Below are 26,763 nucleotides of genomic sequence, written 5' to 3'. Positions count from 1 at the left end.
TTTAGTCAAAGTAAAATCCGAACTAAGATTCAAAATTCTTAAAATAGAATTCGAATTAGTTCGGATTTTTACTGAACTATTGAAAATGAACGTTTAAACATCCTAACCTGTCGTTATTCGTCTTCAAAGTGAAAAGTTTTAGTTATGTGCCGGCCACTTTCATTATTTATTCATTTTTGAGAAAAAGTCACCTAATGGGTCTTCCTCGTCTTCCTCAGGTTCTTCTTCCTGATGAAGTTCATCTAATTTATCCAAATCCACTCCGTCTAAATTGATTTCCTGTTCTTCATTTGTGACAGCAGCATCTTCTTCCTGTAAATAAAGTGCCTCTTCCACGTCACGGGAATTACTGTTTAAAGACGCCAGCAAAGTTGTTGCCCGCATGGGATCCTGAAGCAGCTGGTATAGTATACTGCCAATTAATGCTTCAGAGTGCTCATGCTTCAACCAGCTTTTCTGTTCTTTGGTTAATTGTTTCGGGAGCGGTACCGTTAATGTTTCTCGTTCCTTTGCAAAAGTCTCGTTAACGCCTCTAAGTACATATTGTGCGATTTCGCTTGAAAAATTCCGGCGTTCCGTTTCCTTCAGTCGTTGCAGTTGCTTTAATAAGTAATCAGGTGTATCTGACGGGACACGAAACGTAATCGATTGCCCCCGTTCGATGCTTTTTTTGGAATCTCGCATACTATCACCCTACTTTTCTTTCGTTGTCTCTTGTTCCTTTACCTCTTTTGGAGCATTCTTGTTCGTAAAATCAGTGATTAACTTGTAATACGCATTGGCCATCATCCAGATGCTCTCATTTTCATCTTCAAAGAAGTCTAAATTGTAGCCATCGAGCTTGTTATTAAGTGCCTTTAGATAATCCTTCAGCACCGCTGATCCGCCACCAACAAAATAACAGATTTCCGACTGGGAATTCTTTTGCCATACATTACGTAGATAACGATATTCTTTCTTAGCAAGCTCCAATAAAATTCGATCAGTAATGTCATGAACGTTTGTCCGACTTCCTTTTACCATAATGTGATGACGATCATTTTTACGTGTAATTATATCAACTACATCACGGCGGCTGTCGAGCTCTACACCATGTCTGGTACGAATTTCTTCGCGGATCTCCTCAAGGGATTCTGCAACACCAAGATGGAATCCTTGTGCTTTATCATCGTCAACATTCCGGTTGCGAATTACAGCAATATCCGTTGAAAGTCCGCCAATATCTTGAATTAGTATTTGCTTATCAATTAATTCCTTATTAATAACGTTAAGATCATTATCCATAATCAGGTTTACATATGCTGCAAAGCCCTCAGGATAAACCTTTACTTCATCAAATTTGATGTTTACTTTCTTCCCTTGGTGTTGCGGTGTTACTAAAAACTCAACCTGATGAACGGAACCAAGTAATTGGGAGCGGTACCCTACATCTTTTCCTTCCTTTACTTCACGTAATGGAAGACCTGTTCCCAGTGTATAGTTGGCATCAATTACATCTTTTTTTGTCGCTTTAAATGCATCACTGCTTACTGCATCAAATGCAATAGAAGCAAACAGCATAATCAATGTCTGGTCTTCCTCCGACTTACTGCTTCCCGGATCCAGTTCTGTTGAATTATTCGTTTTCGTTGCCAAATTACCAACCCGATATACCGCATTGTTTTCTTCCAGGGCAGGGGAGTGGACACGAATGTGCAGGTTATCTATTGGATCCTTTTTATCGAGGTCTTCAATTCCAATAACTGGCCTGTCCTCCATATCCCTCGCAATTACATTTGGTATGTAGCAATTACTTTCCATTTTACCAAAGTTTGCCTTTAATGCATCATTTCCTACATCGACTGCTGCAATTCTAGATTTTGTCATGTTTGTATTTCTCCTCTCGTGAAAATGAACTTGCTAGTATAACGTTAATAGATTTGCTTGAATTACGCAATCGGACTTTTATCGTATTCTTTTATGTATACATGTTTTCAATATTGCAATCATTTATATAACGGTATGCACACAGTTTTGTATACTTGTACACGGTAATGAATGCAATACGTAAACAATTTGTATTCATGTGTACATTATTGTTTACACATGAATGAACAGAGGAAACTTGAATTATCCCTAATCTTTTTTATAAAATTCTACTTTCTTAACTGCCATAAAAAAGCTAGTTATGATATGATAAAGGTTATTATATAGGTTGTAAGTCCTATACATATAAAAAGGGGGCCATACTATGTTGCGAGTCAAAATCTTCATTATATTTCTATTCTTAACTTCCTTCGTTCTGGCTTTTATGTCAGGACCAATTTCAATCGAAACCTCAACATATATGAAAGCCCTTGTACTGTATTGGCTTTTCTCAACTCTTTACACACATCTTAGAGTGAATTCAAAAAGCGGAAAGTTAAATATGGATTACGGTGTTTCCTATAGTATGTCAATTGCTCTGTTCGCTGGACCGATTGGGCTATTTATCTATGAAACACTTTATCGTTTTACTGTATATATCATTAGAAGAGTTACAAAAACAGGTGACCCGGATGAATTGTTACATACATTTTATAACATTGGTTCGTTTGCACTTAACAACACAATTGTCTTCTATTTATTTTTTTACTTTTATCCCAGTTTTCAAAACATCCCTTTTGGTTTTTGGCTGCTTATTATCCTATTAGCGCTAATTGTTGCCCTATTATCGGATATATACCTAATTACAATATCCTACTTTTTTGGTGATATAAGCACTCCTAGAGAAGCATTCGACTTCATAAAAAGCCGCAGCATAACAGATTTAGGTAAAATAGCATTCTCAAACGGATTCTTGCTAGTATTTTTACAAGCGGAAAGCTGGCAGATGGTTATCGCCCTATTTATCTTAAACTATCTGGTCAGTCGTTCTTTTGTTGATAAATCACTAAGCATCCAAAATAAAGTGGAGCGTGACAAATTTGAACAAATGGCGTATACAGACTTTATGACAGAAGTGTATAACCGCGCTTTTATGGATAAAAAAATGAAGGAATTTAATTTATCAGGTGAATATCTAGGGATAATTGTAGCGGATATAGATAAATTCAAGCAATATAATGATAATTATAATCACGCTGTTGGAGACAAGGTTATTCAGAGTTTTGCTACCACTTTGCACAGGTACCTAAACGACGAAGACTTCCTGTTCAGAACAGGTGGTGAAGAATTTACGATTTTCCTAAGAAATAGAACATTTGAAGAATGCTCGGTACTCGTTGAACAGATGCGAGATGGTGTAGTGAATAGCCCGGTACATGCGGAATTTCATTCAAAAAACGTATCCATTTCATACACAGCTTCATTTGGATTATATTTCTATAAAACTAGTGAGTTTCTATCTATTGAAAAGGGTTATATTTATGCAGATCACCTATTACTACGATCAAAGGAACTTGGTAAAAATCTTGTGTCAGTGAAGAATGGAATGAATGATCTTCCATTGTCTGTGAGGTATTCTGAGTGACAACCTAATGTCGAATAGGGGGAACTTCTGTCCCCTGTTCCTCCATTAGTGAAATCTGAAGCTCGTGCTGATAATTAATGGAGGCATAAAAAACGTCATCTAAGTTGTCAATATTCCTACTGGCTAATTGCTCCATCAACCAGCTTTCATCCAATTTAAGACTGTACAGCACATTAGTATATATATTTCCCTCTACGATAACAGGAAAGGTTATTGATGAGGTTGTTTTGACTATGCCCAAATCTTGTGCAGTAACTGAATGATTGGATGCTTTTTTCAAAACACTTAGTGATCCATTCGCTTCAATGATTGCCGTCTCAACTTCGTTTAAATCAAATACACTCTTCTCTCTGAGCATCTGCAGGATATTGTCAATGGAATAACGCATCTGTTTCATGTTTTTATGTAACAGTTTGCCATTTTGGATAACGATGGTTGGTTCAAATGTCAGTAGTTTTCCAATTTTTCGATTGGATATTTTCCATTTAGCTACGATTTTTTGAAGTATAGCGATAGCAATAATTGCAAACGCAGTTGGAAGATGGTGTATATTCGGATCTGCTATGTCAGCCCCCACTACCGCACCCAAAGTGACGATAATTAGAAAATCAAATATTGGTAATTCCCCTATCGCACGTTTACCCATAAAAATTGTTACAAAGAGTAATAATGGCAAAATAGTAACAATCCTACCTAGAATGATAAGTAATTCTTTTATTGTTTCCAGCATGGCTTACCCCTTACTCATACTCTCTTCTAATGGATATTGGATAGAAAAGTATGAAAAATATGATACTAGCATTCTTTCCTGCATTGACCCTATTCATACATTTATAGATTACATGAAAGATGCATTTATTATTCATGAAGGCTTCCATCGGCTAAGAATCAACCATCTATGTTATCCTTGTTATGCTTAATAGTAGGAGGCGGAAATAGATGGGCGATAAGAAGGGTATATTCTTTGTATTAATAGGTGCAGGCAGTTTTGGATTCACTCCGGTTTTTGCCAAACTAGGATTCAGCAACGGCTATACACTCGGGCAAATTAATATTGTTCAAATGCTTATATCCCTTGTTTTACTGTGGGGCATCGTCATAGCAAAGCGCTCTTCATTCAGGGGATTAAACAAAAAGAACATTAAACAAATTATGATAACAGGCTCATTTGTTGGACTAACGAGCATATTTTACTATGGTTCGATGATATACCTTCCTGCTTCATTAGCAATTATATTATTATTTCAATTCGTTTGGATTGGTATCCTGTTTGAATGGATTCTTAGTAAAGTAACACCAAGCCTAGTAACATTATTGGCAATGGCACTGATATTAATAGGCGTGTTTTTTGCCTCAAATATTCTAAATGGCAGTCTGGAAAAGTTGCCTGCGATGGGATTTGTATTTGGGATTCTTGCGGCATTTACATATGCAGGATTTATAAATTTCAGTGGTAAAGTGGCAATTGAGGTTGATCCATGGGTTCGTAGTTCATTGATGGTTACAGGATCGACTGTGCTGGTAATCCTGATTTTTATAAAGGATATACCATCTATACCTGTGACAGATGGGTCTTTATGGATAGTAACTGCGGGGGTTGCCTTATTCGGATCCGTTATGCCTCCATTATTTTTCGCGCTTGGAGCGCATTTGATTTCAGGTGGTCTCGTAAATATTCTGAGTTCATTTGAATTACCAGTGGCTATTATATCGGCAAGTATAATTCTCTCCGAATCCATCACTCTTGTACAATGGTTAGGAACGTTTTTGATTATAGTCGCTATTATATTGAATGAATTGGGGAGTATGCGGCTTTACCATAGAAAACATTCAGCAAGTGACTAGGACATAGATCCTCCTTTATGGCTTTACCGTATTAAAGAAAATGATACATTCTTAACTGCATGAAAAAACCAATCGCCTGATAATGACGATTGGTTTTTTGCTTGGCAGATAAGAAAGTATAAATCCTTTCTTACTGCATAAGTGCAACTAAGGCTTTCGCCATAAAAGCATGGCGACAAGCCAAGTTTTCTAAACCACTATACTGTTTTCTTTTCTTTTTTTTTCTTTATTTGTTTGCTTCGGAGCTGTCCGCATGCTGCGTCAATATCTGCTCCGTTTTCCCAGCGAACACCACAATTAATACCGTTTTGTTTCAATGTTTCATAAAACGCCTGAATTGTTTCTGAATCACTTCGCTGATATTGATTATCATCAACTGAATTGTATGGAATTAAATTCACATATGTCAGGTGCTTCTTATCACCAAGCAGTTTAGCAAGCTGTCTTGCTTCTGTCTTATGGTCATTTACATCCTTCAGCATGATATACTCATACGTTATGCGACGATTTACTTTTTCCAGGTAATAATCGACAGAATCCATGAGCTTCTCAATTGGAAATGCCTTATTTATTTTCATAATACGTGTTCTGAGTTCGTTATTTGGTGCATGTAATGAGATGGCAAGGTTAACTTGTGTGCCAGCATCAGCCCACTCATATATTTTGTTTGCAATACCACTTGTTGATACAGTGATATGTCTTGCACCAATGCATAGACCTTTGTCATCGTTCACGACATTAATGAAGTCCATAAGATTTGTGAAGTTATCAAATGGCTCACCAATTCCCATAACAACGATATGACTAACGCGCTCACCTTCATCCTTCTCATCAAGATGCTTCTGTACATTCATGATCTGTTCGACAATCTCGCTACTATTCAAGTCGCGACTTTTCTTCAATAGACCACTCGCACAAAATGTGCATCCAATGTTACAGCCTACCTGTGTCGTTACACAAACAGATAAACCATAATTGAAACGCATTAACACCGTTTCAATAATATTGCCGTCTGACAGCTTGAATAAGTATTTAATCGTACCGTCAGCTGATTCTTGCTTGATTTCCTCCGATAATGTGTGCAGGACGAAATTCTCTTCCAGAAGTGCTATCGTTTCCTTGTTCACATTTTTCATCTCAGAGAACGCTGTGACGCGTTTTTTATAAAGCCAGTTCCATACCTGGTCGGCACGGAATCGTAGTTGACCATTATCCATTAACCAGTCTGTTAATTGTTCATATGTTAGTCCATAAATGGATGTTTCACTCATTTTGTACCCTCATTTCAAACATTGCAATTCTTATATTGTACTATATTACTGCATCAATCGCAACGTCGCAAATACAAACCTTCTAATCATCGAATCCGCTTCAACGTTAAAAGATTGATTTCAGGTGGATTGAACATTCGAAACTTAAAAAAAGATAATGCATCACTGCTTCCTAAACCTGCACTGACATATTGTTTTGTTTGTTTATACTCCCACAGTCCCTTCACACGATCATTTGATGGGAAAAAGCTGCTTTTATGCCATGGCTCCGGGACAAAAAGCGCTCCTACAAATGGCAGTCGAAATTGTCCCCCATGATAATGTCCTGCCATTATCAGGTCATAGTCCCTCCAAATTGTTTTGTCGTTAGTATGGATAAAATCAATTCGGTTATCTGCCACTGGATAATGGTTTAGTGCGATTACCACATCCGCTTCATCTACATTATCAAGGACTTTCATATCCTGCCATAACTGTTTTTGGTATGTAAGATAGTTCTCATTTGAATTATACGGCGGTGTGACGATTCCCTCACTTGTTCCCACATATTCAGAGCTGCTTATTATCGACAACTCGAAGTTAACAAAATGGATATTAGCTTCTTCCAGTTTAACAGTTTCAACAGACTCTAATAATTCAACCCCTCTTTGTTCCATACCTTTAATGAACTCACTTTTTTCAATGCTAGGGGCAAATTGATAACTATAGGGGTCATCGTTCCCTGATACGAACCAGGCATTTTCCTTATCCGTTATCCCATCAAGTATCGAATAAAAGGACTTGTAATTAGTGCTTTCTGTATTGTCGAGAATGTCTCCTGTGAAAACAATCGCATCATAGTCAATATCATTAATAGCACCGATCAAGCGCTTCTGATTGTTACCGAATTCTTTTTCCTGCAGGTCAGAAACCTGAAGAATCCGGAATCCATCAAGCTCTTCCGGCATATCATCAATTGCGATATCTTCCTCTGTGACGGTGATTCGATTGTTATCCCAAACTATATAACCAATTAAAATGAAAATACTAAGTAAAGACCCTAGTAAGATCCTGCCTCCAATCTTCTTCAATGATAACCCGCCCCAATGTTCATTATTGTGTTACTTCTGTCTGATTTCGCAATAAATAGCTGAATGTGCTTCTTTTTTCTCTGGCCAGCTCCGTAAAACCGCCCTTTTGGATAACTTCTCCCTCCTCCAGTACAACAACTTGATCCGCATTCCGGATGGTCGACAAACGGTGCGCAATCACAATAATCGTCATCTTCCCTTTTAATCTATCTAATGCTTCCTGGATTTTCGCTTCATTTTCCGTATCAAGTGCACTTGTCGCTTCATCCAGCACAAGAATGGACGGGTTGCGCAGGATTGCACGCGCTAATACAAGACGTTGCCGTTCGCCGCCTGATAACTTAATCCCCCGATCACCAATCAGTGTATCAATACCGTCTGGAAGTCCGTTGACAAATTCAGCTGCTGAGGAAAATTCCAAAGCTTCCCACATCTGCTGTTCGTTCGCGTTTGGTTCTACTAACAACAAATTTTCTCTTATACTCGTATTAAATAGAAATGGATCCTGTGGCACATAGCTAATCGACCGCCTTAATGATAGAAGATTGTCACTCGTTAAGGGCACTCCATCAATTAACACCTTCCCTTTTTCGGCCTGGTTAAGGCCCATCAGTAAATCGACTAATGTGCTTTTTCCTGCACCAGAACGTCCGACAAATGCGGTCATCTGATTGGAAGGGATGCTTAAGTTAATATTCTGCAACGCATAGTGAGGTTCATTTTGATTATATCGGAAATAAACACCGTCACATTGCAATCCTTCTCTAATAGCAAGCGGCTGGATATCCTGATTCCTACCCATCGAAAATTCCCTAGCCGTGTCACATTCATTTTGAAGCGCATTTACTGCTTTAAAGGATGGGATCGTTGTTGCAATTTGTTCCATTGAAGATTGAATCCCTGCAACTCTGGGCCAAAGCCTTGAAAAAATGACGATAACTAACATTAGTTGCGCTGCCTGCGCGCTAAACATGGTTACCGCAATATAAATAAATACAGCAATTAGAACTGCAGATGCAATTTTATAATATAATTGCGAGGTTGATTTCAATCTCGTATAATCCACCTGCTGGTTTTGCATTTTTTCCGTGATCGAGCCAAACCAGTCTAACCTCGAATCCTCCAATGTATTACTTTTGATATCCTTAATCCCATTAACCTGATCGGTTATACCCGAAAGATAACTTCTTCCCAGCTCAAAGTTCATTTTCCCTAAAGCAAGCGATCGTTTAAGAAACTTCCGGTTAAAAAAGATAAGTACTAATCCACAAAGCAATACAAATACCGTAATATTTGGTGAAAGCCAGAATGCAAGCCCGATCTGGATTAACGTGAAAACAAGTGAAGCAGCAAATTGTAAAAATGAGTATGTGCCCGCACTGGCACGGGCTATTTCAGCTGTTAATATATTGATAAGGTCAGATTTTCGTTGTTTAACGAAAAAATCCCAGTTCGCGTGAAGTAACGTCCGGTAAGTCTCCATCCGCATATGCCTTAAAAACCCTTGCTGTATAACTGTATTTTTTACAGTTAACTGCCTGTTCATAACATTTTGTCCAACAACAACAAGCACAAATATCGCTAATATTATCGGCAGACCAAATGAACTTGGAATATCCTGAAAAAACCCAAACATACTTAACAATGGCGATCCTCCAGCATCCATATCTACTATCCCGCTCATACTAATTAAGGGAATCAATAAAATTATCCCAATCCCTTCAAGCAACCCTATGCCTATCATTGCAAAGAGGTTAATATACAGGATTTTACCGGAATACGCATGAATTTGTTTTAGAAAGTAAAATACATGTTTCAATTGAAAGTCCCCCTAGGGTAAAGCATGCTTTCTTGTTTTTCTCCAGACCCACAAAAATGGGCGCAACGGAAAATAGAGAAAATGAAACGCCTTTGGTAATGGCAATGTGCTCTCATCCTCTGGATATGGATAAAGAAAGCTCATCATAAAAAATAATTTTTGCTGTGTACTCATTAACGAAAATAGATAATGTTTATGATAGCTGGCAATAGCTTCAGGTACAGGATCCGTATGTAAGTTGATCTGTTGTTTATAATAAAATAGTGCCTTTTGCGCTAGTTCCTTTGGGCAGGTATGATTGGTTAATGCTTTCATCCCTCTAGTAAGCTTTTTATCTAGCAGCTGTTCTACTAAAATTAACGCTTGCCCTGCAGTTTGATATAGTTGGTATTTTTTTAATAAACGTTTGGTTAGCTGCCAATCCATTTGCTGATGGAGTAATTCACGAATATCGAGCAGCCACCGCATACGGGACCAGCCATGGCGTGCCCCGTGAGACACAAGGAATAAAAACATGTCTTCTTTACTGAGAACATGAACTGGAAAGCTGGTAAGATTACTAATGCACTTTCGCTTCCACAAGTCATTAAAACTCGGTTCCTTTCCGGGTCCAGGATTCAGCCTCCAATGTACTTCAAGTTTAATCTTCTTTTGCGGGTGAAAATAGGTAACATGATGATGCCGCCACTTCCAGTCATTCAGCACCGTTTGAATATAATCATCCTTTTGATACCCTTGTTCTGTAAGTAGCGTTTCAGCCTTTTCAAGTTGATTGATCGGAATCAGCATATCCAAGTCACTCGAAGTACGAAGCGAAATATCTCCGTATAGCTCATGCGCAAGAACAGGCCCTTTCAGGAAAATCAGTGGAATGTGGTCGTCAGCAAACATCCTACCTACCTGTTCCATTTCACCACTTAAATAAAGCATCTGAAACGTATTTCGTTTATATTGCTTATTGAGGAATTTTTTTACATAAAGGGGAATTATATCGTCATCCATCTGTTTTAACTTTGGACTTAACACCGGATAGACACGGTGGTGCATCGTTAAATCAATGAACTGATCCCAATCGATATCTGTTAGCAGTTCAAAATATTGTGTTTTAAGGTGAGCAGGTGAATCACTCTTCTGCAGCATAAAAATAAGCTGTAATTCTTTTGGTATAGCTGTGAGATCAAGCTTGAACTTATTAACCATTGGTAGTTACCCTCCCTGCTCAAACACTTTTGGCAAACTTACTGATTACAGTAAAGCGTTCCATTCCTTCCGAGCCCGTAATGTAAAAAGGACCACTTCGAAGCCATGCATGTGCGATTAATTGGCCGGTGTCATCCTTGGCAGTCCCCAGATAAAGCGTGCTTTCGATTTTCCTTCTTTCCAGCATTTTCATTGCAGCAATTGCTTTAACAAGACACTGACTTTCCCATAACGTGTAACGGCTAGTGATTTGTATAGTCTGGGATATATGTGCCAGGAGAGCTTTATTATCTGTCTGCAGCGTAAACGGTGTCTCACCCATAATATCTCCCAGTGAAGGTGCAACTTTCGCAAATGGAAGGGCTTTGAGAATACGCCCCCATCCTAAATAAAAATATGATTCAAATAAGAGCAGCTTCGACTGTCTGTTTAATTTTAAAAAAACACCTAACTTTTTCATAAGGGTCGTTCCTTTCTTAATTAGGCTGCGTCCACTATGCCTTCCTCTACTAAAAGGGTTAAAAAAGACAGGACCTGTTCTTCACATTCACTATGTTCGACATCATACTGCTCGGTTAAGATAGTAATTAGGTTTTGGACGGTGATTGGCACTTCAAGTAACTCCCATATTTCACCGCCCATTTCGCCCAAGTTATAATACTTACCATTGTGAATGCTCAGCATCACTTTTTCTCCATCCATATCACTGACGATGTTCCCTTCTTTTTGACTAACCATATGTTGAACTGAAAGGCTTTGGTGTTTAATCATACAATCTCCTCCTTCTTAACTCTAGTTAAAATGAAGTCCGCTAACTTATCGGCTGTAAAATGGGAAGTCGGCCGAATTAACCGATGAAAATCTATTTTATTGACCATGCTTGCAGAAGTACTGAAGTGCCAATCCATCATCCCTGAACGAGAAACAAGGAAGTTTCGATATGTATGGTGAAACAATGCATGGAACCGTTCCAGTTTCTGAATTGGAGCAACCTCAATCTCATTAACATCTGATCTGATCAGTTCAAAAACACCTGCTAAAGGGACTGACTCTCCAGCAAACTGATCACGAACTGGAACTGCGAATTTAGTCTCTCTATCTATTATTGGCCGAAGTTGTTTTGAATCAATTCCAAACTGATCCAGACTCTCCTGCCACAATTTCTGCTGTGGATATGCTGGGGTAACGATTGGGACATTCTCTTCAGAAAGAGTCACCGGAATCACGTCATCACTTAAAAGCTGATACCCCCGCTTTAATAATGCTGAAGCAAGTGTTGATTTTCCAGCACCAGAATCACCAACAATTGCATATGCCTTTCCATCGATTACTAATGCGCTGCCGTGTAATGGGAGAACCATTCTTTGCATGAGTAATGCCCCCATGCAGGTGCCGAGAATATAAAGACGTATTTGATCTTCCTCTGAACCCTCGATAGGTGAAACGAAGATCTCCCGCCCGTTTTTAATTAAATAAATAGCCGTATCTGGCACATGAAACATAGTGAAATCCTTCTCCACCACAAAATATCTATCAGCCTCGGAAAGTTCAGACCACAGCCCTGTTAAATCAGCTTTATGAACCTTCACACTGGCTAAATGTTCTTCCATGTCTATTTGCGGCAATTCCGGCAAAAAAAATTCACTGAAAATGCTTAAGCCAAAAGCTCTGTATGTAAATTTTTTTAGCGTGTTAATCATCATGTGAGTTCCCCCATTTTTATGGTGGCCCTTATACCTTTATAGGTATAAGAGCCGACTTTCTTAAGTAGTGCGCTTAGCTACCCAAACAGCTTGCATTTGACCTTCCTTCATGTGTTTCCTCTTTCCCATCCGAAACATCAAAACAATCAGCATTTGCGTTTCCTGGTCCATTCAGTGTCATGCTAACGTCGAGCACCTCAAGCATTGGTTGTTTCCATACTTTTTTCACGTTATCACCTCCTTCTTAGCGAAAACGTTTAATAAAACGGGAAACGATCAAACTTCGCGTCAACAATTTAAAATTTGCATCAAACAGTAATTCTTGCTTTGGCTCAGTCCCTATATTTGATAATGCTTCTTTAATTATCCTCCCGTTTATAAACTCGTTAACTTTACTGTCTTTAGAAAGCTCATGTAGTTCGTAAATAAAACCATTCCAATCAGATTTCATTCGGTGGACGATATCTGCTCCCTGTATGCCGCGTTTTCTTTGGTTCAGCCTTACCTCATCTGGCAGGAAACCTTTCATAGACCGACGAATGATCGATCTTTCCATACCACCTGTTACATACTGTTCATTTGGTAGCGCTAGGCAAAATCGAATGACGTTTAGATCGTTGGTTGGGTCACGATTCCATATTCCATTTCGCAAAGACAGTTTTGTTTCAGCCACCCCACTTTTATTCCAAGTAAATAGCTGCTTATAATAATTATTTCTATATTCCGTTAGATTAGTAAGGTTACTGTTCAAGCTGAAGCCATTAGCTTTAAGCTTTTCAAATACATTCGTCTCTTCTGCCAATGATGGACTAATAAATGCGGGGAAGTAATCATGCTGTTGTTTCTTTTTTGTAACTAATGACCGCAGTGCTCTTTTAACAATAAAAGGAGCAACAACGGACTTCCCAGTATTATAATTAGTACAGTATGCATCTAATTCGTTATAAAGGCTGATCCACCTTAACTTCTTAAACATATCTGTATAATAATCATACGTTAATTTCATGGACCCCCACGAAATAGAGTGGTTTCCTCTTGCCCCGTTTAGCATCACTTTTACCCCGTTTTTCTGGGCATGTTCATTTATTCCTTTTAACCAAAAAGCATTTTCAAAGAACTTATAAGGCATCTCCATAATTTCGAGAAAATTATCGACTTCTGATAAAGGGCTTTTGCCATCGAAACTTAAATAGTTATCCGATATATTACCTACATGATTTACAGTTTCCTTTATATACGGACTTTCATTTGCTACATAGTAATTAGGAGTCCAATCGTCAAAAGAACCTTCGGGAACATAACTAAAAGTATGTAATCGTTTATTTTCCTTTTTAAGCACCGGTGCTGCAAAACTGACTACAGAACCAGAATCTAATCCGCCACTTAAGTGTGATCCAACCTCTCCATGTGTACGAACCCTTGCCTTTACTGACTTTTGAAATACATCGCGAAATGCTTCCTCATACTCTGCGTTGGAATTAAGCCTGAGTGTTTCATTCACTTCGACCGTGCAATATCTTGACAGCGAAACCTTTCCATCCTTAACCGTTATACAATGTGAAGGTGGAATCTGTTGGATGGACTTGTAAACCGTCGAAAACATATCAACCGCTTCGACCATCGTTGGGATTGCTATAAATTCAGCAAGCCACTGTTCATTCAATTCTTTATTTACATACGGCAATGTGAATAATGGTTCTATCGTTGTAGAAAAGGCAAACCTGCTATCGTTACGGTAATAATACAGAGTCCTTGCACCTGAAAAATCTCTTGCACCAAATAACTTATGTTCTTTTTCATCCCATATCATGAATGCAAAATCACCGAGCAGCTTCTTTGGTGCTTCTTCTCCCCATTTATAATACGCCAACAGAATTAACTGGCTATCTGGTATTATCTTTCTTAATTCTCGATTAACCTGTAGCATATTGAACAATTCATCCCGATTATCGATAATGGCATCAGCTGTAATTGCTAGCTGTCTTTCATAATCATAATATGGCAGTAGCTCGCCTATTGACTCTGGTGTTATCCACTGGGCATGGCACCCCAGGAATATATTATCGTTTTTCCATGTATTAATATTGTCGGAGGGATATTGTAAGAGGGACTTCATTAGGCTATCGATATGGTCAACTGGAATAGGAGCTCTGTTAGCATGAAAAATGCCCGTTATTGCACTCATTGGGGGCCTCCTTATCGATTACACCAAAGCTGTTGTTCTCATTAAAGAACTGTAAATCAAAAAAATATATGTTATAAAGTACAATGTTTACATAAATTTATCACTTTTCAGCTATAGTGTCAATCAAGCAATTAAGATTTTTATATGGAATTAGCCCTCATACCTCACTATATGTATAAGGGCTGTAAATCCATAATGTTGCTGTAAAATATAAAATTAACTTTCATGAAGTTGAACTGACTCATCGTCATCTTCAAATGTAGCATCTACATCCCTAATTCCAGGTCCCTGCATTGTCTTGTTAATGTCTAACACTTCCAACATTGGTTTTTGCCATTCTTTTTGCATAGATATCACCTCCCTCAAGGTAAAATGACTTTAAGAAACGATAAACAATTAAGGCGCGCATTAAAACCCTGAGTTCTGGGTCAAACGCATATTCTGGTCGTGGTCCTTCCTGAACTTTGGGAATGGCTGTTTCAAGCATTTCTATATTCAAAAAATTCGAGACTATAGGATCTTTAACAAGTTGTTTTAATTCTTCTAAAAACGAATCCCAAGATGGAGTTGATCGATGAATCCAATCAGCCCCTTGAATCCCTCTTACCTTTTGATTCAATCTAACTCTATCAGGAAGAAATCCTTCTGTTGCCCTTCGAATAAGTGCTCGGTCTAATCCATCTTTCACAAACTGGTCTTCCGGTAATGATAAACAAAATCGAATGACCCTTATATCATTAGTTGGATCGCGGTTCCAAACCCCATAACGTAAAGATAATTTCGTTCCAGATGTTCCAGTGGAATTCCACATAAATTCCTTTTCAAAGTGTCTTTTCCTTATTTCATAAATGTTGTATTTTGAGGCTCCATCCATATCAATCCCGTTTTGCTGAAGCTTATTAAATACCTTATATTCCTTTGCAAATTCAGGATTTATTAGCATCGGCAATTGATAAACTTCTTGCGGCTGACCCAATCGATTCATTAACGGAAATGCTTTCTTTCCAATAACTGAAAGTAATCGAGATTTATTAGTTATTCCTGTTTTTAAGCTATAACGCTGCAATTCGTCCCTAAGTCGAGGCCACTTCATCTTTTTAAGGAGGAGCCCATAATAATCCAAAGCCGGTCCCCAGGAAATTGAAAAGTTACCCCTCGCACCATTCAAAAGCACCCCGATTCCCTGGTGTTTTGCTTCCGCATATATCCCCTTTAACCAAAGAGAATTTTCAAAAAATTTATAAGGCATTTCCATTATTTCAAGCCATTCATCAATTTCTGAAATGGAACTTCTGCCTTCAAAGCGCAAATAGTGGTCCTCTATATTACCAGCATATTTAACAGTTGATTTAATATAATCCTGTTCATCAGCCATTCTGTGACTAGGTGTCCAATCTATAAAGTCGTTCTCTGGAATATAACTATATGTATATAATTGTTTATTTACTTTTTGTAAAGACTTAGCTGCAAAACTAGTGACTGCACCCGAATCTAAACCACCACTTAACTGAGTGCCAACTGAGTGGAATGTACGTAAGCGTGAATTCACTGCGGTTTGAAATACCTCTTTAAATGCTTCAACGTAATCTTCATCCTTTTTATAGCTAACATCTTTAACTGAAATCAGCGTATTATACTTTGATATTATTATTTTTCCATCCTCTACTGAAATTGAGTGAGATGGAGGAACTTGTTGAATATTTTCAATGACGGTTATTGAGCTATCGACGACATCAATCATGTTAGGTATAGCTAGGTATTCCGCAAGCCACTGTTCATTTATACACTTTTCTATATAAGGTAACGCTAATAATGGCTGCATGACCGTACAAAAGGCGAATCGCTGATTTTTATGGAAAAAATAGAGCGTTCTAGCTCCAGAAAAGTCCCTCGCACCAAATAGTCTTTTCCTTTTCTCATCCCAAATCATAAATGCAAAATCACCTATTAAATGTTTAGGAGTTTCCTTCCCCCATTTATAGTAGGCTAGCAAAATTAGTTGGCTATCAGGTATGATTTCCCCTTCATCTTCATCAATTTGCAATTTCTGAAACAATTCCAGACGATTGTCAATAATCGCATCCGCTGTTATTGATAATTGCCGCTCATAGTCATAGTAAGGTAGCTGCTCCCCAACTGATTCAGGTGTTATCCACTGGGCATGACAGCCTAAAAAGATATTCTGTTTTTGCCATATCTGAACATCATCCGCAGGGAATTTCTGCAATGCTTTCATCATTCCTAGACTATGTTCCCGTGATACAGGTTCTTCGCTTATATTATAAATTCCAGCAATTGCACTCATGGCTTCCCCCAGTTTAAAATACTCTAATTGTATTTCTATATTTAGAATTAGTTCAATACCATACTATTTTGTTCCTTATAACGAACGATACTATAAATACTTAAAGAATGCAACCGTAAAATATACTTTAAACCCCGGCATTTATTAAGATTTTCTCCATAGTATTGATATTTGGATAATATGTATTTTTAAATTGGCCAATCACATCATTTTCGTTATAATCAACTCTAACAATAGACACTTGAAAGCTATCCTTATCAACATCCACCACAACATATGAAGCCATGCTCAGTCCGTCAAACGGTAAGCCAACACTCCCAGTATTCACAATACATTTCCCTTCTATATATCTGATATAGGCTTTATGGATGTGCCCATATATATATAGATCAGCGTCACGTTGCATTAATTTTTCCTCTACGGCTTCATCATGCTCATGTGGTTGAACAACATCAAACAAACTTAACGGCGTCGCATGGAATGCATGAATTTTGAAGTTACTATATTCTAGGTTTAACTCTGTGGGAAGCTGACTAAGATAATCGATGCTATTCGAACTAAGTTTGGAGTAAGTCCAGTCTCTTTCCTTATTCATTATTTCGAAAGCTTGTACAGGTACCTCGTCATTTTGAACTCCACGTACTACCCACTCATCGGCATTTCCTTTGATAACATCCGTATCCAATGATTTTACTAACTCAAGTGAACGCTTTGGTTCTGGACCTCTAAAGCACAAATCGCCAAGAACAAAAATCTTATCTATTTCTTTCTGTTCTATGTCTTTCAAAACTGCATCCAAAGCAAGTGCATTACCATGGATGTCAGATATAAATGCTAATTTCATTGTTACCACCTCATTTTCTTTAAATAGCTGTCTTTTTAACTTCTTCTTCCATCATGGGGGCACTGTTCTTGCTGGTATTATTACCAAATCTAAGCAAAGAAAATAACAAATTAATCCTATACAGACATAAGTTAAATACTTTATAGAAGTAATAAGAAAAAATAAAAATTACAAGCGCAAATATTAAATTAAACAAGATATTATTCCTTAAATACTCAAGTCCCATAAAATTAAGAGAAAGCGCTGCAATACTTATTATAAATAAATGTGAAACATATATCCCTACTGCATTTTTACCCATTTTTGCTATAAATGTTTTTGGACCTATCGATTTATTTTTCAATGCTATAAATAAAAAACATAATGTTAAAGGGGCAGTTGATAAGTAATAATCCCCAATGGTCCGTTCACCGTCTAGCACAAATACAGTAATTAATCTCTCCATAACCTGAATTAATGAAAAAAGCAGAATCAAGTAAATAAAGTATCTTGATTTAATTCCACGGACTTTCTGCATTATCCATTTATAATGAAAGGCAATATAGCAGCCAAGTGTTGTATAAAATACTCCAAAGAACAATGCGTCTTTCGTTTGTATTGGTAAGTGAAATATACTTGTATATGTTTGTCCAAAGAGACCAATTATATTTAAGATAGCGCCCAAAATCAGCAGCAGACCTAGCTTCCGAATTCTGATAAATACATATAAGATAACAATCGACCAAATTAACGCCGTCAAGTACCACAAATGATACGACGTCATCCCTTCTCCATAATAAAGGGCATCTATATTTACAAAAGTCTTTATGTATTGATTCAACTCAGAACTTACGTTTAACCCCATATAAATAGCTAGCACAGCTCGTAAAATAAGATCATAAATCAGATAAAATAAGTACCAAGTAATAAACAATCCAATCAGCTTGAACATATAGCGGCTAAAATAGGCTTTTGAGGTAAAGTTATTCATCACTTTTTGGCCAAAGAAGTATCCTGAAACAATAAAAAAGAAGGGGATTACCCATCTTGGAAAAACACCTATTATAAAGGATATATGTTCACTACTCTGCCAATCGTAGCCATAAGTTACGGTATGTAAACAGACAACTATAAATACCGCAAAACATTTTACAACGTCTATTGTAGTGTATCTTTCCAAGTAAAGTTCCTCCCTTCAAAGTCTCGAACTTGACTTGTAGCAGAATGCTATATCAATACAGACTCACCTTTTAACGCCGGCCTTCCAACCGAATGATATTCTATCCCTTTATCTTTAACCATATCTAGTGAAAAGCAATTTCTTCCGTCAATAATAATAGGGTCAATCATCAATCTTCTGACATTGTTAAAGTCTAATTCTATTATTTCTCTCCACTCTGTTATGATAAGAGCTAGATTAGCTTCGGTTAGGGCATCATTAATCGAATTAGCAAATTGTACTTTTTCAGAAAGTACGTGCTTTGCAACTTCATTTGCAATTGGGTCATAAGCAATAACCTCAGCACCTTCTTGAAGAAGTCCAGTTGAAATAACAATAGATGCAGCCTCACGCATATCATCTGTATTTGGTTTGAATGCTAAACCCAGCAAAGCAATCCGCATACCTTTCAGACTACCCAAGCGTTGTCGTGCCTTCTCTACTAACAGTGTTTGCTGATTATTATTAACATTTATTACAGCTTTCAATAGATTAAAATCATGTTGTACTCCACCAGCGATTTGAACCAAAGCATTTGTATCTTTTGGAAAGCAAGATCCTCCATAGCCTATTCCTGCATTCAAAAATTGATTTCCAACTCTTTTATCCTTCCCCATTCCTTTAGCAACATCATCAACATTTGCCCCAAGCTTTTCGCAAATAGTAGATATTTCATTTATAAAACTAATTTTTGTTGCTAGAAATGCATTAGATGCATATTTAATCATTTCTGCACTTCGAATATCAGTTTTAAAAATCGGCACACTGAATGGTTTATTAACCTGTTCGATTATTGATGCTGCTTTATCATTTTCTGCACCAATCACAATACGATCGCCGTTAAACGTGTCATTGATTGCTGAACCTTCTCGCAGGAATTCCGGATTCGAAACAATGTCAAAGGATATATCTTTGGGGATCTTCGCTTTAATTAATTCCCCAATATATTCATTCGTCCCTACTGGTACAGTACTTTTAATGACTATCACTATATCTTTTGAAATATTCATTGCAATATCTTCTGCTACTATTTCCAGGAAATTTAAATTAGCTGTACCATCTTTATTTTGTGGAGTCCCAACTGCAATATATATAATATCAGTATCTTTAAGGCACTCTTTCAAACTACTTGTAAAACTAAGCCTATTATCATCTATATTCTTTAGCATAAGTGATTCCAGGCCAGGTTCATGAATAGGAGAAAGACCCTCCTTCAATTTAGCAATCTTATCTTTATTAACATCAACACATGTGACATAATGACCAATATCTGCTAGAGAAACGCCAGTAACTAATCCTACATACCCCGCCCCAACTACTGTTATATTCAACTGTTCTCCCCCCTAAATTCATTCCATTTTTAGCCTTCAACTCGTTATCAACTATTAATTGGCAACTTTTCAATCGTCTCAAGCCATGCTGTTAAAGCTAAGCTCTCGGGCAGCTCCACATCATCGAACGTAATGATTTGTCCTTCTTCGACTGTTCTTTTCATGACTGCATTCACCAGCAAACCAATCGGAACGTGATTTTGATTCGAAGTCATTTTAACTGCTTCTCCTCTTACCTGAAAACTGCCGATTCCTTTTTCGATTTCCTCTCCAGGCTGAAGTGTTCTCTTTGCAATAGCCGCGACTCCAACTGAAGGATTTTCTCCGTTGTTTAATAGAACACCACCCCCATTGATAACCCTTTTGATTGTTTTTACGACTTCCAGGTGGCAAAGATGAAAGTTTTGCAGAATTGTATAATATGGTCCTTCTCCCATCTTAAAATAACGAAGTGCATCTTTTTGACGGCTGTCGTGTTCTGCTGTAATAAATACACCAGGGGGAGCTTTTGGTGCTAACACAAATTCAGAAATAGGATACCCTAACTGTTTAGCCTCTTCAGCTAATTCGGCACCTGTTTCGTTTAAGTCATTTGAACTGGGTGCCAGAAGCCCATCAACAGCAATTCCAGCGCCAAGTCCGTTAGCAACTAATGCTTGTTCTACTTGAACCTTTGTGCCATCTGTAAACGATATTGTCATGTCAAGACGAACACCATTCCTTTTCGAGAAATACTCCATATCTTCAAGTATCGGATCTAATTTGAGAAAGCCTTTAATATTTCCATATACTAATGGTTTAAAGCCCATCTCTACTACATTTTCATGTAATGATGCTAAACAACCAGGTTGATCTCCCTCTGCTTCTGTAATGAATCCCCTCTTTGCAAAATATGAACCAGTTGTCACTTGAAGTTCAGCATTCATTGTTATAACAGGTAAGGAAGCTTTGATTGCCTGATCGATAACTTCAGTTCCATAAATAACATCACCACTGCACTCAACTACTAAGTCACAATTTCCAATGAAATCTTCTACGGAATTTGTAAGTCTTTCTGGAAAGGGATAATCATTCATAGTAGTAATATCACGGCGCGTGAGAACCTTTGCTAAGCTTAATTCAGATTGTTTTCCAACTTCCAACGCTATCCCTTTACCAATTAAACCTGTTCCAGCAATACCAACTCGCGTTATTTTATCCATTAAATAGCCTCCTAATAAAGTGTTCTTTCTCAATAAAGAACGTTTCAATTAAAAAAACACTCCCCGACTTCGGTGAGCTATACTTAATTGGTCATTTTTTTGTATTTCTAAAATACCGCCATACATGCCTACCTGCTTCATTATGTTCTGCCATTTAATTAATTCTTTATACCAATTTAGCGTTATCGTTTGCTCCGTCTTTTCGAGGGTTCCAGCTTCCAACTTCTGATAAATTTGAAGTGCACCATCTGCCGCTGTATAGTTAGCCTCCCAATTCAGAGCGTTCTCGATCTTCTCAAAATTAACACGATATGAGCGGTGATCTGGTTCGCCATACCACTCAATCTTTACATCAATTGGCAATGCAGCGGCAATTTCCTCCGCAAGTGATCCTAATTGATAATTATTTCGCTTAGATCCTACATTAAAAATCTCACCATTAACCATATGAGCATCCGCTTCTAACAACAGGCACATTACATCGGTCGTATCTTCCACATGTACCATTGGTCTCCATTGTGACCCATCCCGCATTAAAGGAATAATTCCATTTTCCCATGCACCATAAGTCATCCCATTTACCGCTAAATCAAACCTCATTCTTGGTGAATAACCATATACAGTTGCTTGCCGCATCACAGTCACCGTAAAATTATCCTCAGCTAATGGAAGGACCCCATTCTCAGCCTCTTCATTTGCTTTTGCATAGACTGTTAATGGATTTGTTTCAGCATACTCATCAACGATTGTATCCTTATCCTGAAACCCATAAATACTGCATGAAGAAGGCAATATGTATCGTTCTACACCCATCTTTTTTGCAAGCATAGCCGTGTTCACTCTTGCTGCAAAATTCACTTCATACGTAACTTCCTTAAATAACTCCCCACTTGGATCATTTGAAATAGCTACTAGATCAATAACTGCATCAACGTCAATGAAATGCTCTTCTTTTAACCGCCGACAATCTTCATGAATAATCGTTAAGTTGTTGTGGGGTTGTAGTTTATCAACTCCAAAAAAGAATCGATCAATTACCGTAACTGTGTAATTTTTTTCTAATAACTTCGGTACTAAAATACTTCCAATATACCCACCTGCACCTGTTACGAGCACATTTTTCACTTTTTTCTTCCTCCTTACGATATTTTATCCTTCTCTAACTTTCTCCCTTGCCTCTTAACAATTCCATCCACTACATATCGTGAAAATGGGAATGCACAGGTAAAGCCTGGTGAAACTGCATTTAGTATATGGAAGGAACGATTATTACCTTCAACAACAAAATCCTGTACGAGCTCTAATGTTTCCTTGTTCAATAGTTGAGCACGAATCCCGGGTTTCATGAAATCACCAAATCCTTTATGATTTAGATGCTTAACCATCTTCAAGGATAAATTTATAAAATAAGCTTTCTTATATTTTTTCATTTCTTCAAATGCCAGGGATCGGAAATTAAACGAATTGGTTAAAAACAACTTTGCCTCATAAAATAATATGCTGAAAAACTCGTTAAACTTGAAATTACCCAACCCACTGTAGTTTTCCCGCCATAAGGCAGGGATAGCTGTTGGCCCGATTTTAATTGAACCATTCACTGTCTTCGTATAGTGAACACCTAAAAAAGGATTAGCTAAGTTCGGCACAGGATATATATTTGTCTTCACATCCGATTTATTCTTGGCATACTTAAGATAGATTCCTTTAAACGGAATAATTGTATACTTCTCACCGAACTGATAATCCTTAGCAATTTTATCTGCATATAACCCAGCTGCATTTATAAAATAGTCACATGTGAAGGTTCCATTATTTGTTCGAATCTGTTCATTTAATTTCCCCTTATATTGGTTGTTGCACCTGATGTCTACACCCTTGTTTATGACTTCAGCTTTAACTGCCTGACATACCTCAATTGGATCTACAGAAGAGGTTGTTGGAGAATAAAGAGCCCACTTACAGGTCTTTACATTAGGATCAATCAAATGTGCTTCCTGTTCTTTGAGCCAGTGGAGTTTAACGCCGTTTTTCTCTGCTCGCTTTTTTAATTCTTTTAATCCCTGTAACTCTTCCTCATTTGTGGCTACCACAAGCTTCCCACACTTATTTATCTTCAGACCATGTTCATCGCAATACGCCGTCAATTCCTGGTTGCCTTCTCTCGTAAACTTTGCCTTCAAGCTATTAGCAGTATAATAGAATCCAGCATGTAGCACGCCACTATTCCTACCGCTGGAATGATGAGCTACATCGGATTCCTTCTCTAAGATACAAACAGACTCATCCGGAAATCTGTTCTTTAATTCCCTTGCAATGGACAATCCTATGATGCCGCCGCCAACAATCAGGTAATCATAAGACTCCATGATCAACACCTTCTTTAGTCTGATACAGGAAGTTAATTTCCGCATCGTTTAGCAATGGCTGCTTAGCATCTTTTTCGGATAAAATTGGATTAGAGGTAGGCCAGTCAATTGCAAGTGCAGGATCATTCCAAAGTATGCCCTTATCATTTTCTGCCGAGTAATAGTCATCTACCTTATACTGAACATGTGTGTTTTCCTGCAATGTACAAAATCCGTGAGCAAATCCTTTCGGAACAACAAGCATCCGGTGATTATCCTCACTCAACGTAACCCCCACCCACTGACCATAAGTTGGCGAACCTTTACGAATATCTACTGCTACATCATAAATTGCTCCAGTAATTACCCTGACAAGTTTTGTTTGAGCATTTGGATTTAACTGATAATGAAGCCCACGAATAACGTCCTTATCTACTGAAAGCGAGTGATTATCCTGAATAAAATCAAATTTTAATCCGAGTTCTGCAAACTTTTTAAAATTAAAGCTTTCCATGAAAAAACCTCGATTATCCTTAAAAACCTTTGGCTCAATAATTTTCACACCATCAAGCTTTGTATCAATTAGTTTCATTATTTTCCTCCCAAGGTATTTATTAATTTACTTCAACAGATGTAATCCTTCTCTCTCTTTATTCCTGTTCATCTCCACCAACCGAATCAAATATTGACCGTACTCACTCTTCCTTAGGGGATCCGCTAACTCTAATAGCTTAGACTCAGAAATATAACCTTTCTTATAAGAAATCTCTTCCAAGCATGCCACTTTTAAGCGCTGTCGCTTTTCGATTATTTCAATAAACTGTGATGCTTCTAACAATGACTCATGTGTTCCAGTGTCTAACCAGGCAAATCCTCGACCGAGTAAATCAACATTTAACCGATCTCGCTCTAGGTATTCTTGGAGAATATCGGTTATTTCCAGTTCACCTCTTGCGGATGGCTTTACACTTTTTGCTATATCTACAACCTGATTATCAAAGAAATATAAGCCGGTTATCGCATAATTAGATTTAGGCACCAAAGGCTTCTCTACAATAGAAAGTGCCTTCCCATTTGGATCAAATTCCACTACACCAAACCGTTCAGGATCTTTAACATTATAGCCGAAAATAGTAGCACCATTTAATTGCTTTGTTACTCTTTCAAGGTGCGACGTGAATTCATGACCATAGAAAATATTATCACCTAAAATTAAAGAAACATCGTCATCACCAATAAAATCTTCACCAATTATAAAAGCCTCTGCTAACCCATTAGGTTCATCTTGAATGGTGTAAGACAAATTAATTCCTAACTCCGCACCATCACCTAATAACTGCTCAAACCGTGGCGTATCTTCAGGCGTCGATATAATCAAAATATCCCTAATCCCAGCCAGCATTAACACCGAGATGGGATAGTAAATCATCGGTTTATCATATATCGGCAGCAACTGTTTGGATATCGATCTTGTTAATGGGTATAACCGTGTTCCGCTTCCACCAGCCAGAATAATTCCTTTCATAACCAACCCATCCTTTACTATATTTAATTTTTAAAAGTAAAGACCATCTCAAATAATTGAGATGGTCTTTTACAGGTACAATTTTAGTTCTATATGCAACTCTCAGATCCATTGCCTTTCTAGTTTCAATGTTCAGTTGCATGACATGATTTAATTTGATGAAATTGAGCATCATGGAATACTTCTCAGTTTCAACTACTGATATAAGATGCACCATGACTATTAATAATTTCTTCAATTAACTCAAATCTGCTAATCCATGTTATAATCTCATTCATACTTTTTGCTTCTTCGTTCGGATTATTTTCAACCAACTTAAGTTCGATTAACTCTAAGTAGAATAAGTAGCGATAAATCTCTGCATATTGTATGTTCCTAATATCAAGGGAACTACAGTTACTTTTCCGTTTTATTTCCTCGTAATATGCATTAATACTCTTGGCTAATACGTCGGCTAATTGGGTGATTCCTTCTTTATCTACCTTATCAAAACCACTTTTATTTGATGCCAACATAAATAAGAAATAATAATAATCAAAATAGAAGCTACGTTTCCCAAGTGTACTCCAATCTATTACGCGAGCATACTTATTATTTAATAGTATATTACCTTCCCAAAAATCGCCATGCGAAGATACTAAGATTATTTCTTCTACACGTTTATAATTTTCTATCATAAATTTTATAAAATCCAGGAACCTTATAGTTTTTTGAATGATACTTGCAAAATCAGGGTTATTTAATTGATGTTTTTTTATTAAAGATTCAATAAAATAGAATCTTTTCTGTGTGTAAGAATTGATTTTCACTGGATCTGGAGTAGTTGAAAATAAAATTTTTTCAAGAATAGGGAATGTCTCAGAATAAATCTTCTCAAGATTATTAAAACTATATGATGGCCTTCTATGGTTAATATACTCTTCTATAATATATTGCTCACCTATATCCCAATTTATTACTCTTGGTGCTAAACTACATTGGGTTGCAATTCGGGCATTGCAAATTACTTTATCAACTTCTATTGGTGCCCCATGCCTCGGAAAACTAGTTATTACTACTTTATCTCTAAAATTGAAAATCTTTTGTTCACCTTGACGCAATTGTAATAAACAGTGTCCATAATAGTTAGTTTTTACAGTTGAGATTGTATTTCCGCTTTCCTTAAATTTTTTTTTCTTATTATAAAAATTGAAGGTGAATTGCAATACTCTTATTGCCCTAATCACAGTGATAGGGAGAAAGTTAAATATGTGAATTCCTGACTTTCTTTCAAAAATAGCAAAAGGCTTTGTCATGGTGAACAAGAAGAAACAAAGCTTTAATATACCTTGTTCTACATTAATATATAACTGGTTTTCAATTAGTATGAAACAGTTCTTCCTAATTCCCATATCAATCTCCTTATTAAGACTATAAATTCACATTGATCA

At 37.3% G+C, this 26,763-nt stretch carries 25 protein-coding genes; 2 read left to right on the top strand and 23 right to left on the bottom strand.

Annotation, left to right across the window (positions count from 1 at the left end):
• Positions 1 to 162 precede the first annotated feature (162 nt).
• Both BLS02_RS02165 and BLS02_RS02160 read right to left on the bottom strand, forming a co-directional pair.
• A complete protein-coding gene (locus tag BLS02_RS02165; protein WP_092491317.1) occupies positions 163 to 684 on the bottom strand; it encodes a hypothetical protein in 522 nt (173 codons plus the stop codon).
• Between the two features lie 9 nt (positions 685 to 693).
• A complete protein-coding gene (locus BLS02_RS02160; protein WP_092491316.1) occupies positions 694 to 1,866 on the bottom strand; it encodes a ParM/StbA family protein in 1,173 nt (390 codons plus the stop codon).
• 364 nt (positions 1,867 to 2,230) lie between these two features.
• On the opposite strand from BLS02_RS02160, the gene BLS02_RS02155 reads away from it, so the two are divergent.
• Positions 2,231 to 3,490, top strand: a complete 1,260-nt coding sequence (locus tag BLS02_RS02155; protein ID WP_092491315.1) for a GGDEF domain-containing protein — start codon at positions 2,231 to 2,233, stop codon at positions 3,488 to 3,490.
• 4 nt (positions 3,491 to 3,494) lie between these two features.
• On the opposite strand, the gene BLS02_RS02150 is transcribed toward BLS02_RS02155, so the two are convergent.
• Positions 3,495 to 4,220 (bottom strand): DUF421 domain-containing protein, encoded by a 726-nt coding sequence (locus tag BLS02_RS02150; protein ID WP_092491314.1) that lies wholly within the window; start codon positions 4,218 to 4,220, stop codon positions 3,495 to 3,497.
• Positions 4,221 to 4,429: 209 nt separating this feature from the next.
• Between BLS02_RS02150 and BLS02_RS02145 the strand changes: the two genes are divergently transcribed.
• On the top strand, positions 4,430 to 5,335 hold the full coding sequence (locus tag BLS02_RS02145) for an EamA family transporter (RefSeq protein WP_092491313.1): 906 nt from the start codon (positions 4,430 to 4,432) through the stop codon (positions 5,333 to 5,335).
• A gap of 197 nt (positions 5,336 to 5,532) precedes the next feature.
• Here BLS02_RS02145 and rlmN read toward each other — a convergent pair whose 3' ends face one another.
• The 20 genes from rlmN to BLS02_RS02055 all read right to left on the bottom strand — a co-directional run bounded on the left by rlmN (position 5,533) and on the right by BLS02_RS02055 (position 26,724).
• Positions 5,533 to 6,606: a dual-specificity RNA methyltransferase RlmN gene (rlmN, locus tag BLS02_RS02140; protein ID WP_092491312.1), complete on the bottom strand. Its 1,074-nt coding sequence runs from the start codon at positions 6,604 to 6,606 to the stop codon at positions 5,533 to 5,535.
• Positions 6,607 to 6,692: 86 nt separating this feature from the next.
• The gene (locus BLS02_RS02135; protein ID WP_092491311.1) at positions 6,693 to 7,676 is read right to left on the bottom strand and encodes a metallophosphoesterase; all 984 of its coding nucleotides are present in this window, start codon (positions 7,674 to 7,676) and stop codon (positions 6,693 to 6,695) included.
• Positions 7,677 to 7,698: 22 nt separating this feature from the next.
• Positions 7,699 to 9,495, bottom strand: a complete 1,797-nt coding sequence (locus BLS02_RS02130) for an ABC transporter ATP-binding protein (RefSeq protein ID WP_092491310.1) — start codon at positions 9,493 to 9,495, stop codon at positions 7,699 to 7,701.
• 12 nt (positions 9,496 to 9,507) lie between these two features.
• A complete protein-coding gene (locus tag BLS02_RS02125) occupies positions 9,508 to 10,695 on the bottom strand; it encodes a nucleotidyltransferase domain-containing protein (RefSeq protein WP_092491309.1) in 1,188 nt (395 codons plus the stop codon).
• Positions 10,696 to 10,714: 19 nt separating this feature from the next.
• Entirely contained in the window at positions 10,715 to 11,155 is a 441-nt protein-coding gene (locus BLS02_RS02120) for a lasso peptide biosynthesis B2 protein (RefSeq protein ID WP_092491308.1), read from the bottom strand.
• 20 nt (positions 11,156 to 11,175) lie between these two features.
• On the bottom strand, positions 11,176 to 11,466 hold the full coding sequence (locus BLS02_RS02115) for a lasso peptide biosynthesis PqqD family chaperone (RefSeq protein WP_092491307.1): 291 nt from the start codon (positions 11,464 to 11,466) through the stop codon (positions 11,176 to 11,178).
• Entirely contained in the window at positions 11,463 to 12,395 is a 933-nt protein-coding gene (locus BLS02_RS02110; protein WP_092492208.1) for an aldolase, read from the bottom strand. The genes BLS02_RS02115 and BLS02_RS02110 overlap by 4 nt, the downstream gene beginning before the upstream one ends.
• A 76-nt stretch (positions 12,396 to 12,471) precedes the next feature.
• Complete coding sequence (locus tag BLS02_RS18690) at positions 12,472 to 12,627, bottom strand: paeninodin family lasso peptide (protein ID WP_139180752.1); 156 nt, start codon at positions 12,625 to 12,627, stop codon at positions 12,472 to 12,474.
• A gap of 15 nt (positions 12,628 to 12,642) precedes the next feature.
• Positions 12,643 to 14,583, bottom strand: a complete 1,941-nt coding sequence (locus BLS02_RS02105) for an asparagine synthase-related protein (RefSeq protein WP_092491306.1) — start codon at positions 14,581 to 14,583, stop codon at positions 12,643 to 12,645.
• A gap of 216 nt (positions 14,584 to 14,799) precedes the next feature.
• Positions 14,800 to 14,931 (bottom strand): paeninodin family lasso peptide, encoded by a 132-nt coding sequence (locus tag BLS02_RS18685; RefSeq protein WP_139180751.1) that lies wholly within the window; start codon positions 14,929 to 14,931, stop codon positions 14,800 to 14,802.
• A complete protein-coding gene (locus BLS02_RS02100; RefSeq protein WP_092491305.1) occupies positions 14,885 to 16,888 on the bottom strand; it encodes a lasso peptide isopeptide bond-forming cyclase in 2,004 nt (667 codons plus the stop codon). Before BLS02_RS02100 ends, BLS02_RS18685 begins: the two co-directional genes overlap by 47 nt.
• Positions 16,889 to 17,015: 127 nt before the next feature.
• Positions 17,016 to 17,732 carry a metallophosphoesterase family protein gene (locus BLS02_RS02095; protein WP_092491304.1) on the bottom strand — a complete coding sequence of 239 codons (717 nt, stop codon included), beginning with the start codon at positions 17,730 to 17,732 and terminating at the stop codon, positions 17,016 to 17,018.
• A 19-nt stretch (positions 17,733 to 17,751) separates the two neighbouring features.
• Complete coding sequence (locus tag BLS02_RS02090; RefSeq protein WP_092491303.1) at positions 17,752 to 18,891, bottom strand: acyltransferase; 1,140 nt, start codon at positions 18,889 to 18,891, stop codon at positions 17,752 to 17,754.
• 47 nt (positions 18,892 to 18,938) lie between these two features.
• Positions 18,939 to 20,261 carry a UDP-glucose dehydrogenase family protein gene (locus BLS02_RS02085; RefSeq protein WP_092491302.1) on the bottom strand — a complete coding sequence of 441 codons (1,323 nt, stop codon included), beginning with the start codon at positions 20,259 to 20,261 and terminating at the stop codon, positions 18,939 to 18,941.
• 47 nt (positions 20,262 to 20,308) lie between these two features.
• A complete protein-coding gene (locus BLS02_RS02080; RefSeq protein ID WP_092491301.1) occupies positions 20,309 to 21,463 on the bottom strand; it encodes an SAF domain-containing protein in 1,155 nt (384 codons plus the stop codon).
• Between the two features lie 48 nt (positions 21,464 to 21,511).
• Positions 21,512 to 22,588 carry an NAD-dependent epimerase/dehydratase family protein gene (locus tag BLS02_RS02075; protein WP_092491300.1) on the bottom strand — a complete coding sequence of 359 codons (1,077 nt, stop codon included), beginning with the start codon at positions 22,586 to 22,588 and terminating at the stop codon, positions 21,512 to 21,514.
• A gap of 14 nt (positions 22,589 to 22,602) precedes the next feature.
• On the bottom strand, positions 22,603 to 23,829 hold the full coding sequence (gene lhgO / locus BLS02_RS02070) for an L-2-hydroxyglutarate oxidase (protein WP_092491299.1): 1,227 nt from the start codon (positions 23,827 to 23,829) through the stop codon (positions 22,603 to 22,605).
• Complete coding sequence (gene rfbC, locus BLS02_RS02065) at positions 23,816 to 24,400, bottom strand: dTDP-4-dehydrorhamnose 3,5-epimerase (RefSeq protein ID WP_092491298.1); 585 nt, start codon at positions 24,398 to 24,400, stop codon at positions 23,816 to 23,818. The genes lhgO and rfbC overlap by 14 nt, the downstream gene beginning before the upstream one ends.
• A gap of 27 nt (positions 24,401 to 24,427) precedes the next feature.
• On the bottom strand, positions 24,428 to 25,333 hold the full coding sequence (gene rfbA, locus BLS02_RS02060; protein WP_092491297.1) for a glucose-1-phosphate thymidylyltransferase RfbA: 906 nt from the start codon (positions 25,331 to 25,333) through the stop codon (positions 24,428 to 24,430).
• Positions 25,334 to 25,524: 191 nt separating this feature from the next.
• Positions 25,525 to 26,724: a hypothetical protein gene (locus BLS02_RS02055; RefSeq protein ID WP_092491296.1), complete on the bottom strand. Its 1,200-nt coding sequence runs from the start codon at positions 26,722 to 26,724 to the stop codon at positions 25,525 to 25,527.
• Between the last annotated feature and the right edge of the window lie 39 nt (positions 26,725 to 26,763).

It is taken from the genome of Virgibacillus salinus (assembly GCF_900102415.1).
Classification (GTDB): domain Bacteria; phylum Bacillota; class Bacilli; order Bacillales; family Amphibacillaceae; genus Lentibacillus; species Lentibacillus subterraneus.
Note: the sequence above shows the minus strand (reverse complement) of the source record. Positions and strands in the feature narration are given on the sequence as shown.